The 13,774-nt window shown below is 48.6% G+C and carries 7 protein-coding genes; 1 reads left to right on the top strand and 6 read right to left on the bottom strand.

The window, feature by feature from the left end; translation table 11 throughout:
- Positions 1-848 precede the first annotated feature (848 nt).
- The 3 genes from NC796_RS16825 to NC796_RS16815 all read right to left on the bottom strand — a co-directional run bounded on the left by NC796_RS16825 (position 849) and on the right by NC796_RS16815 (position 8,723).
- A complete protein-coding gene (locus NC796_RS16825; protein WP_310686052.1) occupies positions 849-4,259 on the bottom strand; it encodes a VCBS repeat-containing protein in 3,411 nt (1,136 codons plus the stop codon).
- Positions 4,260-4,759: 500 nt separating this feature from the next.
- Positions 4,760-7,945 carry a DUF5107 domain-containing protein gene (locus NC796_RS16820; protein WP_310686050.1) on the bottom strand — a complete coding sequence of 1,062 codons (3,186 nt, stop codon included), beginning with the start codon at positions 7,943-7,945 and terminating at the stop codon, positions 4,760-4,762.
- A gap of 34 nt (positions 7,946-7,979) precedes the next feature.
- Positions 7,980-8,723, bottom strand: a complete 744-nt coding sequence (locus tag NC796_RS16815) for a carbohydrate-binding family 9-like protein (protein WP_310686048.1) — start codon at positions 8,721-8,723, stop codon at positions 7,980-7,982.
- 256 nt (positions 8,724-8,979) lie between these two features.
- Between NC796_RS16815 and NC796_RS16810 the strand changes: the two genes are divergently transcribed.
- Positions 8,980-9,804 (top strand): endonuclease/exonuclease/phosphatase family protein, encoded by an 825-nt coding sequence (locus tag NC796_RS16810; RefSeq protein WP_310686047.1) that lies wholly within the window; start codon positions 8,980-8,982, stop codon positions 9,802-9,804.
- A 74-nt stretch (positions 9,805-9,878) separates the two neighbouring features.
- Here NC796_RS16810 and NC796_RS16805 read toward each other — a convergent pair whose 3' ends face one another.
- From NC796_RS16805 to NC796_RS16795, 3 genes are all read right to left on the bottom strand, one after another.
- Positions 9,879-10,655, bottom strand: coding sequence for a phytanoyl-CoA dioxygenase family protein (locus NC796_RS16805; RefSeq protein WP_310686045.1), 777 nt, complete (start codon positions 10,653-10,655; stop codon positions 9,879-9,881).
- Positions 10,656-10,773: 118 nt separating this feature from the next.
- Positions 10,774-11,727, bottom strand: a complete 954-nt coding sequence (locus tag NC796_RS16800; RefSeq protein WP_310686044.1) for a hypothetical protein — start codon at positions 11,725-11,727, stop codon at positions 10,774-10,776.
- 260 nt (positions 11,728-11,987) lie between these two features.
- Entirely contained in the window at positions 11,988-13,700 is a 1,713-nt protein-coding gene (locus tag NC796_RS16795; RefSeq protein ID WP_310686042.1) for an ATP-dependent DNA ligase, read from the bottom strand.
- Positions 13,701-13,774 lie beyond the last annotated feature (74 nt).

The raw sequence follows: 13,774 nt of genomic DNA, 5'->3' as shown, positions 1-13,774 counted from the left end.
AAAGCTACTTTAACCGCTAAACCCGCTAAATATTTAATCTTAATGAGTCCAAAGAACCTGCACCGGATTGATGAAAAGTTAAAAAGTGTGCCCAAAGTAGCTTCCGGTTTAATGCAGGATAGAAGAGTATCTTAAAATACTCAGTTGTTTTGAGGGGGGCAGCTACTTTTTGATTTCGCTAAAGAACATGGAGCATCCCCTGTGGTTGTATCAAGACCTAACGTTATTCCATGATACTCAGTACAATGAATCAATTATTATATGGATAGAACTTTCTATGCGGCAGGTATTGTAATGAGAGGTAGTTCCTTCTCTACCCGGAGTGCCAGAGATTTCTACCTTTTAATCAGTGTATTTAGGGCATCCTCAGACGGATGCTAAGTCATTTTACAAGATTAAATGGGTGATTCAAATGCACTATTTTCTGCTAGTTCCTCCAAAAATCCCAGATATTCACCTCTTCGGTCTTTACAAAAAAGGGGCTTTCCCACAGTAGTTGCCTCTCAGGCATATATAGCAGGGATTTTCTGGACTTGGGGGGCACTGCCACTGAAATAGGATTTAATCTCTTCGGGCCTGCGGATTTGTGAGCCGCCGGGGGCAAACGTAGCGAAGGCGTGAAGAAAGAAACCCTGCAGCAGGTTTCGGGAATGGCCAGGAGCGTGGAAAACCGTTATTTACCGGGAGGACTTCCCGCGTAAATATCTGGGTTTCTTTTTATCCCGTACAGCTGTCGGGACAGGCGAAGAAATCCCCGCCGGTGATTTTTTGGGTTCGTTTTTGTTCATTCAAAAAGGAACACCTCTGCAAGGGGAAAAGGCTATCGTTATTTTTTGAGGAAGCCCTATTTATTGCCTGAGTATTTTCAAAGAATCGTTGTTTCTGGCAACTAGAATGAGACTTTCACTGCCGAGGCGTATCGCTTTGATTGCTCTGATTTCGCCTGAAATAGAGACGCCGCTCTGCTGTGATGAAAGGGCCCGAAAGTGACCTATATGATCCTGACGTAACAAGATGCCGTGGCTTGCGTCGTAGGGCCCCGCCTGTGGTTTTACCCAGTCCAGGTTACCCCCAAGCAGGATGTCCGTGCGGTCATCGTCATCAAGGTCGCGGGCAAGAATTCCAAAGACCAGGGAGAACTGGGTCTCCATCGGGAGCGGCTGGACCTCAAAATGGCCGGTACCGTCATTCCAGCCGACACTGCTTGCCAGCATCGTTGCCTGGAGATGGTGAGCATCCTGCAGCTCATTTTCCTTTAAGAATTCCCGGACCTTCGTCTCGGCATAAGAATGAAAACTGGTAATACGGGATGAGAGCATCGGGATCTGCTGCAACAGGTCGTGCCGGAGAGCCATCGGGTAGCTGTCACCGTCATTATAGGTCGTGATGATCTGCTCAACACTGCCATTACGGTCGAAATCATTGATCCACATCTCAACAGGTTGCTCTGCTGAAGCCTTGAAACGGGAGTTTAGCCCGTGGTTGCCGCCTATCCAGTCGAGGTCGCCATCCCCGTCAAGATCCGCCAGTTCCAGGGTGTTCCACCATCCTGCTGTAGAATCCAGCCCGGCACCTTCGGTTACCCTGGCAAAATTTCCATTGTGGTTGAGGAAAAGCTCAATGGGCATCCAATCCCCGGTGAGCATAAGATCAATATTATCGTCACCATCAATGTCGCCCCACTTCGCATCTGTAATCAGCCCTTTGTTTGCTACATAGGGAATCTGTTCTTCGGTCACATTCCGGAACGCTCCTTCCCCGTTGTTTTCGAGCAGGTATCCCCCCGCGGGGAGACCGTAGGCACCCGGTTGCATTCTGAACCCTACAAACAGGTCGAGATCTCCATCCTCATCATAATCACCGGGAGCGACCGCGCCGGTCGGTTTGTGGAAGTTACTGCCCAGTGAAGAAAATGATTGAGGTGCAGCTTTAAGCTTCTCATTACCATCGTTTAGGTACAATCGATCCACAAGATCCGGCGATCCCCGGTCGAAGTCGCTGCCCCCGCTTGCCACATAGAGATCGTTTAATCCATCGCCATCGGCGTCAAAGATTACGCAATCGGTATCTTCGCTTTCTTTGTGAGTTCCAAAAACCTGCTGGCCGGAAGAGGCAAAGTTTCCCGTACTCGTTTGTAGGAACAGGGCTCCTGCTTGGTTTTTGGCTCCGCCGACGTAGAAGTCGTCCAGCCCGTCTCCATTTATGTCACCGCTGCAGAGGGGCGGTCCCTCGCTCGAATGCGTGTGGAACAGCAGGTATTGGTCAGTGAAATCCACGTAGGTATTTTCAGTGTGACTCCAGTCTATTCCCAAAGATTTTCTCGCCTCTTCCAGTACCGGTGACGAGGTATTTGCGGGAAGTGACAGTCGTTGCCATGCCTGTTTCAGGCTTGTGTCTTGCCGGGCATTGGACTGGCTGACGGTAATGAGTTGGTTGGTTTCGATCCCCAGCTGTCGATTTATTCTGCCGTCGGGCCAACGCACGAGGAGGGTATCGACCTGCTGAAGCGTATCGACAGCAAAGCTCAATCGGTGGTCCATGGTCGACTGATAGCCGCGGACCGGGACCTGCTCTGCGATCCTACGGCTTCCTCCATAACTGATGGCCACTTGGGCACCAACGCCATATGTATTGGGGGATGTACCTTCAAGCTCGATCTCCAGCCATCTGCGTTTGGGATGCTTCTCACGCGTTCGGTTACGGTAGATAAATGACTCCATGTTGACGTTGTTAACCACCAGGTCCAGGTCGCCGTCGTTGTCGAGATCGCCATAGGCCGCACCATTTGAAAAGCTGGGTTCGTCAAGGCCCCATTCCCCGGCGCGATTGGTAAACTGCATTGAGCCGCTATTTTCAAACAGGTAATTTGGAACGGGATTGGAGGGGATCATCCCGATCAGTTTATCATAATCCAGGCGGTTGTTTTTAATGAGCGTTCTTTTCACTTCGGGGCGGGAGACCCGGATCATGTGATCCTGGTCGGTCATATCCTTGTAGATACCATTGGGTACGAATATGTCTCTTCGTCCATCCATGTTGAAGTCTGCTATGAGTGCTCCCCAGCTCCAATCTGTCGCCTCCACCCCGGCGTATCGCCCTATCTCGCTGAACGTGCCGTTGCCGTTATTCAACTGCAGGGTATTGCGTGTAAACTGGCGGTAGTAGTCATGCTGCAGCTCAAATTGGTATTGCTCCCAGTCGGCGTAATTCGTGATGGTTTTCAGGCGCTGTTCCGTTTTGGGGAGCATGTCGGTTACAAATATCTCGGGGTAGCCGTCGTCGTTTAGGTCACCGATATCACCGCCCATCGAGGTGGTGCTGATGCTGGTCATCTTCTGCTCCAATACCTCACTGAACGTTCCATCCTGCTGATTCAGGTACAGGTAGTCGCGTTCAAAAAAGTCATTCGATACATAGATATCCATCCAGCCATCCCTGTTCACATCCCCGACGGAAGCCCCGAGGCCCATTCCGATTTCACTGCTGTATATCCCCGCCTCCGAAGTTACATCACTAAAAGCGTTAGGCTGCCCAGTTTTTGACATGTCAGATACCAGTTCGTTCCGGTACAGTCGATCACCGGAGCGGGGATCTGTTTGATTACGTTGATTATTCCGCAAGTTGAAGCTTCCCACTGAACGAAACGTGTAGTTGACCAGGTACATATCAAGGTCACCGTCGTTGTCGTAGTCGAAGAAGTTGGCATGAATGGAATAGCTGTCTCCTGCAAGCCCGTAGTCCCGGGCTTTGTCAGTAAAGGTAAGGTCCCCGTTATTTATGAAGAGCTCATTTCTGCGGTCCCCGTTGTTGAACGTCCCCGTATTGCAGACATAGATATCGAGCCAGCCGTCCCCGTTCACGTCCGCTACACTTACGCCGGTGGACCAGGGGCGACTTCCCCCGACGCCTGCGGATTCCGTAATATCCTCAAACTGAAAACCCCCTTTATTCAGGTATAGCTTGTTTTGCTTCTGGTTGGCTGACATGTAGATGTCCACCAGTCCATCATTGTTGAAGTCACCCAACCCTACACCACCGCCGGAATAAAAATTGTTGTTGGTATAGATGTTGAATGAGTCATTGAAGGTTAGGTCATTAGAGAATGCAATATTGGTTTTGCTTGACGGAACTCGCTCAAAAAGTGTATCGCCGGTTTCCGATTGGCATGCCTGAAACAGCACGCCAACCGCGCCAAGCAGCAGGAAAAAACAGAGAGGGCGAAATAGTAAAGAGAATTTCCCGGGAATAGATGGTTTCATGCTCTAAGAGATATAATGACCGATATTTAGTTAACGCGTTTAGCGGTTGGAATACGCCTCTGTGTCATCCTGAACCACTGTGCTGAACTTGATTCAGTTTCTCTTTCAGGATCTCGTGAGGTTGATGACTTTGGTATAGGCCAACAAGTGATCAACGCTAGATAGTCTTGCGAGTTCTCCGACAGCTGTCGGAGGTCCGGGATGACACAGAGGGATATATCTATTTTTGCCATTACGTTTAAATCCCTAAACGCGTTAGTTAGTAACATACTGAATGCATAGTTAAAACATAGACTAGGAGTCTGTCGGACTTAGCCTAATCTACTGCGAACCATCCTAATTTGGCCAGATTTCGAGCTCTTTTTCGTTAAATAGCCCCACTATTCGCCTCAAAAGACCTCAAAATCTGACTCAAATTGGTTGATTCTCGCTACAATTCCCTAAGCCCGACAGACTCCTAGCATAGCCAGATTTGAAGAAGTAAAACGATTCAAAATAACTTACTCTTCAGTCGCAACATAATCTCCGGTTACTTCAATAGCCTCTACCAACAATTTGAAAGGAGTATTCATCTCCAAGTCTTCCAATTCAGAGGAATCTGCTTCTTTGGCCCCGTTAAAGTAGTTGTATGACCATTCAGCTATGGGATTACTCGGTTGTGCTTCTTTCCAGTCCTCAATTAGTTCGCTCGCTTCTTTCCGCCGTCCCAGCTTTTTGTATGCAAGAGCTGAAATAAGGAGATTGGGCCGCCAGGAATTTCGATGGGATTGGGTATAGTCGATCACAGATGTCAGCAGTTTTTCAGCCCTGCTTTTGTCTCCGTTCTGAGCATGGATATAGGCTGCAAGATAGTCCTGCAGGCGGTTATCCGGGTTGTATGGCTTGCCCACGCCCAAGTGCTCGGGCCAGTTCCGCGAATTTTCAATGTAGTCTTGGGCCTGTTTAAAATGTTGCTGTTGTATCATCTCAAGGGCCAGCAACAGGTTGGTTTGCTCGAATAGAACGTGCCCCAGGCTTGCCCCTTCAAAAGGCAGGATCTGAATGTCAGTAAGATGATCGAGCGTCTCTTTATACATGGCGTTGTACAGTAATGACCGGGCGTGGGTCATCTCAACTGCATCGCTGCCCGGGAACTTCTGATTGGCTTCCCCGGTAATTTGTAGTGCCTGTTTCAAATCACCTGTGTCCAAATAAAATTGGGCAAGAGTATGCCATGTTCGCCATTCCTGCTTGTCCAATTGGTATGCTTTGCGGTAGTCAGCCAGTATTTCATGTTGTGAATAGTCCAGTTCCTTACGGAGGTCACCGCGGGTTAGATAGAACGGGGCATAATCCGGGGTATCTGAAAGCTCGTCGAAAAGCCGGGCTGCTTCCTGCAGGCGTCCTTTGTGCCAGTAGATGAGTCCCAGGTAGTAGCTGTTTTTCCAATTGCTCTTCTGGTTCTCGGCCCATTTTAATACCGGGATGGTTTCCGAACGAAACGGAAAGACAAGCTCGGGAGAAGTGGTTATCGCTTTATCCAGTAATCGTTGTGCATTCCCACCATCCCGTTGAAGGTAAGCCTGCCAGTAGTGGACGGTAGGGTGGGCCGGTGCATGTTCCAGTACCCCAAGAGCTTCGTCAATAAGACCGATATTTGCATAGTGAACGGCCAGTTCAAGGAAGGTCTCGTGCGGAAGCTCGTTTCTTATCATCGCGGTAAATGCTTCCAGGTTCTCCTCGGACGATTCAAGCAGATATTGTTCAAAACGGGCAAAATGATTAAGGGGATCGATCCTCAGCAGTGTGTTCAGGGTCTCCCGGGCCTTTTTTTCATGGCCTTGTAACCTGGATGCGCTGGCAAGTATTTTTAGTGCGTTGATATTTTTTCGGTTAAAATCCAGGGCGTTGTTGGCATATTCAATTGAACGCTCATAATTCGATTCCTTCAGGTAGACTTCGGCCATGGCTGCGTAGGCTGCCGTGCGATATGTTGACGACCGAGCAGCCCACCCGAGTGCCGCCAGGGCCTTGGTATGATTGCCGATACGTGTTTGAATGACTCCGTAAATATAATTGGCATTCGGATCGTAGGTATCAAAGGAGAGGGCTCGGTCAGCGTGTTCCAGGGCGACCTGGTATTCACCTCGGAGAAAGTACAGGTTGGCAAGTCCCACGTGTGCAGCGGGATAGTTGGGATCCTCGTTCAGGGCTTTTTGATAGCTTTCCAGGGCGTTGTTGTATTCTCGCTTGTTAACCTGGTTGCGTGCGTCCTGATAGAAATTGTTTGCACTGGTTTCCTGCTGCTTTTCAAAGTCAGTAGTAACGAGACGATTCATATCGAGGTGGGAGGCCGAATCTACATAAACCAGCTTGTTGTTGCCCAGTACTACTTTCATGGTTTGATCATTTCCCAGGATGGAAAGCTTTTTTTTGTACCGTTCCATGGGGTCGAGCGACAAAGACTCTTGATAGAACGGCTTTCCATCCAACAGGATTTCGAGTTCGTCTTCAATCGCCTGTAGCGCCATCATGCTGATTTCTGCCTCTTCATTCGCCTTTTCCAGGTGCAAGACCGCATGGGGAGAGGCTGTGGATATTCCGTCAATATCTTTAACGGGGAACCACAGTTCTTTCCAGTTGTCAGTCGCCGCGGGTTGAAACCCAACCTGGTCAAAAGGTGTGTTACTGCTTCCCGAACTTGCCTGGTTATACAAGCGGCCCGACTGTACCTCAACGTATTGGCCGTCGGTATCGGTAAGCAGGCCTTCCCAGATGCCGCCTGATCGAGACAGCGACCAGATCCAAAGCTTTTTGCCGGGCATGTCATGATAGGACGCCCAGTGCCCGAAACCGAAAGCCTTGTCATGCCAGTATCCTCCAAAATATTCTGTTTTCTTTCCCAGCACGTGGTATGATTTACTAGGACCGAAGTCATTATTTTTATAATAGGAGAGATCCACTCCGTCCGGATTGATGGGCCAGGAGTGTGCATCCCCGCCGTGCCCGATGTAATGAGTGCCCGGGAAAAAGAACTGTAAGTCCTGTCCTGCTTCAACGGCTGCATTCATCCACACGTAGTAGGATTGATCCAGTGGCGTGGGATTGTACCACAGGCTTTCTGTTTCAAAATAGGCCTTGTCTTTCGGCAGGGTGATGGCCACCCGCCACTCCGTCCTGGAGGGAAGGTCAAGAGCCCCAATGATACAGGTTACACTGCCGTCTTTATTTTCCTGGATAACATAGTCAACCGGTGTGGCTGTCGCTGGAGTGTGCCCGATGACTCCAAAATTAAACTCGATGCCTCCTGAGGTCCAGGGACCCCGCAGGGCAATATTTCGAAATTTCAGCACCTCGTTTTGATAAATAAATTCATGGCCGGTAGCCTTTTCTTTTGCACCCCAAATTTTTCCGCCCACTTCCGGCAGTACCGATACCTCTATAAAATCATTTTCAAGGCGTATGACCTTCCACTGCTGGCTCTGGCCGGTCAGACTATACTGGTCAAAGGTGAAGTAGGGATAGATATGCTCCTTGTTTTGGGCGACAGTGGGAACAGGGTTAGGATCACCAAACGGGTAGGTTTTAATGGATTCACGGGATTCACGGATTGTCGCATCCTGGGCGCGGCCGGACTGCATAATAAAACCATTCAATAGAAGTACGAGAAGCCAGAAAACGTGATGTTTCATCAGGTATGTTCCCATAGGAGTAACATTTGTGTTGGTATGGATAGCTGTACTATTCAAAAAGAAACGTTCCGAACCTTTGGTACTCGTGGAAACTTTTTTCGATCGGTTGCCAGGCCAAAAGGGTTTGCCCACTGTCGTAATCGATACGGTAGAGGTTGGCTCTCCACTTTGTACCCGGTTCGGGCTTGGCATTGTTGAGTGGATGCAGGAGTTTGAACGGGATAAAAAACTCGGCGGTCCAGGCTGAAATGTCAGCTCTACTTTGCTTTTCTCCGTCCTCAACCGCTGTCATGTGACGGGTCCGGCGGTCTCCCTGATAGTTGAAAGGACGCCATGAGGCGAAATTGTCCTCCCTGTTGGAGATCAGTAATATGAGCTCATAATTCAGGGGTGAAAGTTCATATTCAAAATAGACCGGACTACGTTCATCCGGCCAGAGAAAGACTTCGACCACATCCTCATTCCACAGGCTTTCAAAGTCGGCATCCATCGTTGCCGTCAGCACTTGATCTTTACACCGGAAAAGAAAGTAGATGCCGGTTTCGGAGTAAAGGACTTTGGCCTGGGTATCCAGCCTCCCATCCTGGGTTTTGCTATTTTGGGGCACGATATCCAGCCACTCAGTTTTTCCCCAGTTCGTTGCGGTTCCCTGACCGTCGATTGAAAAGTCCACAGTCTTCTTAACGTGATGCACAGAATCGATCCCTTTTTGTCCGTATAATATTACCGGGAGGAGGCTGGATATAAGTACCAGTAGTAAAGCAGTTTGAGTAATAATGGATTTTTGTTCCATGGAATGAATATCCCCCTCAAAGTGAAGTCCCGGACATAGGTTTAATGGTTTTTGAATAGTAAAATTCCACCCTGTCGATACCCTTCATCCTTCGGCTGTAATAGAACCATGAAGAGTTTGCAAAAGTCAAACTATTTCAGTCAATCCACTATCTCTTTCAGTTCGTTATTTTATTATACAAATAATATCCGAAAATCTTTATTTCGTAATTATAAATTTCATTTTGTTTCTTTTTATGAAAAGGAAAAATTGGGATATGAAGATCTCTTCAATTTTTATAGGTGCAATTCGAGTTCTCTTGGCTTTTTTATTGGTGATGGTGATAAATAGTATTGCCAATGCACAGGATACACTCCGAGTAATGACCTACAATATTTACCACGGTGAAGATCCCCGGCAGCCCGGAAGAAGCAACCTGGAGGAAATCGCATCTTTGATTCAAAAGGTAAAGCCGGATCTGGTGGCTCTGCAGGAAGTCGACAGCCTGACCGGACGCTCGGCGTCGTTAAATTACGGAGTACCTCAGAACCTGATCCATGAATTGGCGGAGATGACCGGGATGCAGGGTTATTTTGGCAAGGCTATCGATTTTGATGGGGGAGGATACGGGGAGGGGATCCTGTCTCGAAGCCCTGTTAATATTCAGAAGGTCATGCTCCCGATTCCAAAAGGAGGAGAAAAAAGAGCAATGCTTGTTGCCCAAACGAAGGTTTCTAAGGAAAATACGTTGCTATTTGCCGGGACTCATCTTTGTCACCAATTTGCCGAGAACAGATTGGCGCAGGTTCAGAAAATCAATGAGGTTTTCAGGGAATCCGCCCAACCCCTTATTCTTGCCGGGGACCTGAACTTTGTACCCGGTTCGGAACCCTACAGGGTGCTACAGAATTATTGGACTGATCTTGCCAAGCGTTCAAAGTCAGCCGATCCGACCTATTCGTATAAAAACCCATCACGACGAATTGACTACCTTTTCCTGTCAAAACGATCACTTGAACAGGTTAAGGTTGCTGAAGTACAGGTGCTGAATGTAGGATATTCTGATCATATGCCCCTGGTGACTACCATTGTGTTACATTAAGCTTTGTTGGACAGGAGTTAAAGACGCGGGGGATTTTCAATTCGAGAGGACATTTAAAGCGATTAACAGTGTTTCTACTGCTGTTTCCGTGCCTGTTCTCTTTTGTCCAGCCAGGGAAATTGTAACGGCTTTTTTCTGTCAACGGGAGGAAGTTCCGCTTCCAATATAATGGCACGGCGGGGATTAGCAGTCTGGTTCGGACCCGCATAGTGGAGAGTGTATCCGTTATGGAAAGTGGCTCCACCCGCAGGCAAAGGGCAGGGTACAGCTTGTTCCTTGATTTTATCCTGTTCTTCAGGTATAAGTTCGAGCCCATGCACACGAGGATCATCGTTGATATTCCGGTGTGGGAGAATATCCAAGTTGTGGCTGTTGGGAATAAACTGCATGCACCCATTTTCAACCGTGACATCTTGAAGAGGCACCCATACACTTATCTTGTTGTGTTTTTGGGCCGGATTCCAGTAGGCGGCATCCTGGTGCCAGGGAGTCTCGGCGCCGTGGTTCGCCGGTTTGTTAATGGCATGAAAAAATGACGCCTCGACTTGCTGACCAAAAAGCTGGCTTAAAGCAATGGAAGTATTTTGGCGCAAAAGGGTGTCATTTAATTCGGGAGCGTATTTGGCAGGATACATTATTTGAGGCAGCGATTCAGGTTTTTCATCGTCGCCGGTTCCCAGCAAATCGAACTGATCGCCATCATCCCGACCTGCCTGCTCATTAAAAAGTTTGTCGAAGATATCGCGAATCCTGGAGACCTCTCCTGTGGTGGTCAGCTGCTCAATAGCAAGGAAGCCCTGCCGGTGAAAGGTGTCGATTTGTTTGTCCAAAAGAATGGTCCTGTCAGCCATTTTTTACTCCCTGTTTACTTCAAAACTAGTAAATAAACCCTAAGGTTATAAAACTACATTGGAATTTGTGTTAGAAAAACTTCACCACTACCAGAGGGGTTTATATCTCTGTATTTGACTACACATCACGCTTCCGCTTCTTCTCCTTTTCGCTGAGCACCCAGTTCACAAACATAAACTCCAGTGCACTGGCCTCATAGCCTTCCCAGTTTGTGATCATCTCCTTGAAATCATCTTCTGTAATGGTGTCGGGGTCGCCGCCATAGCTCATTATAATCCATTTGCGCAGCCCTTTCTCTTCACCCGACTTCTTGTTGCTGGGGAAGGCCGCAGCTGTTTGGTTACGGAACAGCATAAGCTGCTGGGCCGATGTGGGACCAATGCCGCGAACGTCTTTGATCGTATCATAAAACGTTTGGGGATCACAAGTCTCCAAAAACTCGAGGTCCAGCTCCCCGGCCAGGATATCCTCCGCCATGCCGATGATGAATTCACCTTTCCGCTTGGTGGGCCCCAGCTTGCGAATGCTCATAGGATTGGCTTTTATCAGCTGGTGAGGCCGCGGCCAGGCCGGAATGTTTTTGCCGTTGTGGACCAGCGTCGTGCCGTATTTCTCGCGGACATCGTGCACCATCCGCTTGGCCGTGGGTTTGTGGGAGAGGCGCATCTCAATAATTCTGTTAACCGCATCTTCAAAAAGATTGGCGCGGGCCATCCGCTTGAGCCCATAAAGTTCAGTAAGTTTCGGTCCCAATACAGGATCGTTTTCTGCCTTCTCATACAAGGGACGCAGATCGAGATCGGTACCAAAGATACGTGCCAGGCTTTTGTTGGCCAGCTCAATCTCCCGTTTGTCCAGCGTTTCAGGGCTCTCGCAGTGAAACTCAGGCTGCTCCACGTCGCCGTTGAAAAAGGTGGTCACAATCACGTCACGGTCTCCTACCGGGATGGGGCGAGTAAAGCCCTCTTCAAAAATGGTCTCCGGGTCGTGCTCGTGATCGAAATACTGTTCAATGTCCAGGCACAAAAACCAGTCGTGCGGCGGCGTGGATTTTAGCGTCCAGGTACTCATTTAAAGTAAGAAAGATTAATTTGAGGAATTTCAAAAAACGATAGACATGTCATTTCAGGATAGCCATCCTTTTTGTTTTTTAAAAGAATAAAGTAGGTGATGAGTTGATGAGTGATGCATAATGCGTAAGGACAGGATGATTGTTGAAAGCATCATAGTTACGCATCACGTGTTACGCATTATTCAAAAGTCATTCTTGATGTGGACCACAGAATAAACAGCCTCTGTTATCTGACAAACTGTTGAAACTGACACACTGTTCACTGTCCACTGAAATGGAAAGAGGGGTTCTCTGCCTGCTTCAGCCGGTCGCGTTCGATTTTCTGCTGATACATTCGCTCCACATCTCTGAGCGTATCCACATCCCTGGGACTCAAATCCCACCGAATCGCCTTAAAGCGCGGTAGCCGGAGTGTGTAGTTGGCCTTGGTGCGTTTGTTAACCTGGATATCATCAAACTCCAGCTCCACTACAATTTCAGGGATCAGTCCCAGCGTTGGCCCATACTTTTCAACAGTCAAGTCCTTTATGCGTTCGTTCAGCCGCTTCATCTCCTCATCCGTATAGCCGCCATATGCTTTACCGATAGGGATAAATTCTTCTTCGTAGCGCTCATCCTCTTTCACACTAATGCCAAGCGTAAAGTCTGAATAATAGCCGCCTCGCTTGCCGCTACCGGCGTGGGCATACATCAACACCGTATCGAGTGTGCCACCCGGTTTCTTGACCTTGAGCCAGGATTTACGCCGTTGACCGTATTCGTAAGTACTCTCCTTTTTCTTCAGCATCAGGCCCTCGTTGCCATGTGCAAGCGCCCGCTCAAACAGTTCATCCACGTGCTTGTGGCCATTAACCTCAAACTGGTTGGTGATGGGAAATTCATACGTTTCCGATAGTTCCTTTAGATGACCGCGACGTTCACGCAGGGTCAAATCAAAAACAGGATTATTCCTGAGATATAGCAGGTCATATGAGATGAAGAGTACGGGATACTTTTCCATCACCTTTTTGCCGGGTTTCTTGCGTCCCATCCGTTTTTGCAGGAGTTGGAATGGAAGAATCTCATTCTCTTTGAAGACGCAAATTTCTCCATCGAGCACAATATCCGGCAGGCCGCGGCTGGCAAAAAATTGGACAATCTCCGGGAATGAGTACGTAATATGGTTCAGGTCCCGGGAATAGAGTTCTACTTTTTGACCGCTGACATGCATCTGGCTACGCATGCCGTCAAATTTTTCTTCAGCGATATATCCTTCCAGGCTGTCTACGGCGCGACTCTCAATCGGGGAGGCCAGCATGAACGAGAGCGGGTGGAACAGCTTGAAGTTGGCCTCGTCCAGGCTGTTGTTTCTGCTGAGCACCGCCGTGCGTCCTACGCTGCCGGTAATCATGTGGGCGTATCGCACATCCTCCACTTTTTTATCAAACGCTTCGGCAATGGCTGACACTACGCTTCGAATTTCAAAGCCGATCCGTAATGAACCCTGGCTCATAATGCGGATGTAATACTTGATCTCGACTGGCGTCATCTGAGTCCAGGTGTCGCGGAGATTTTTTTGCTTATCCTCACGTGACGAGACACGGTAGAGCTCCTCATAGCTCTCTTTGACCTGCTGCAGAGAGAGCTCGGCCGGCGATCGTTTTACCCTGGCTTCTTCTATGTTTTGCATCAGCTTTTCAATCGCTTCCGAGGAGCTGCCAAGAGCGGTGCGACAGGGTTTGAATACCTTCTCGTAGTCAATTTCGCAAAAATCGGACGCACAGGTTGAGTAGGTGCGACTGCCCACCGAGGCCCGTTTGCCAGAGATGGAGGAGAAGGCACCTTCTCCCAAAAACTGGGCAGCCAGGCTCAGGTCGTCTTCATCTTCAAGAGAGCGGAAGTACGTTACACAGATCGCAATTTTGGAATTTGTGCTGCGTGTCTCCGCAATCTGTTGCGCTGTTTCGGCCAGTTGTTGAAATGAGTTATTCATTATTCTTATAAAATTGGACTCAGATTACACGGATTCAGCAGATAACCACAGATTTAATCGGTGAGGATCTGCAT

Origin of the sequence: Aliifodinibius sp. S!AR15-10, assembly GCF_031569985.1 — a bacterium.
Lineage (GTDB): Bacteria > Bacteroidota > Rhodothermia > Balneolales > Balneolaceae > JAMQKA01.
This window is presented reverse-complemented; position numbering and strand designations above follow the sequence as displayed.

Coding starts and splice junctions, on each gene's coding strand:
- NC796_RS16820 (WP_310686050.1), bottom strand. CDS start 7,945: ATGGGAACATACCTGATGAAACATCACGTTTTCTGGCTTCTCGTACTT.
- NC796_RS16805 (WP_310686045.1), bottom strand. CDS start 10,655: ATGGCTGACAGGACCATTCTTTTGGACAAACAAATCGACACCTTTCAC.
- NC796_RS16800 (WP_310686044.1), bottom strand. CDS start 11,727: ATGAGTACCTGGACGCTAAAATCCACGCCGCCGCACGACTGGTTTTTG.
- NC796_RS16810 (WP_310686047.1), top strand. CDS start 8,980: ATGAAGATCTCTTCAATTTTTATAGGTGCAATTCGAGTTCTCTTGGCT.
- NC796_RS16795 (WP_310686042.1), bottom strand. CDS start 13,700: ATGAATAACTCATTTCAACAACTGGCCGAAACAGCGCAACAGATTGCG.
- NC796_RS16815 (WP_310686048.1), bottom strand. CDS start 8,723: ATGGAACAAAAATCCATTATTACTCAAACTGCTTTACTACTGGTACTT.
- NC796_RS16825 (WP_310686052.1), bottom strand. CDS start 4,259: ATGAAACCATCTATTCCCGGGAAATTCTCTTTACTATTTCGCCCTCTC.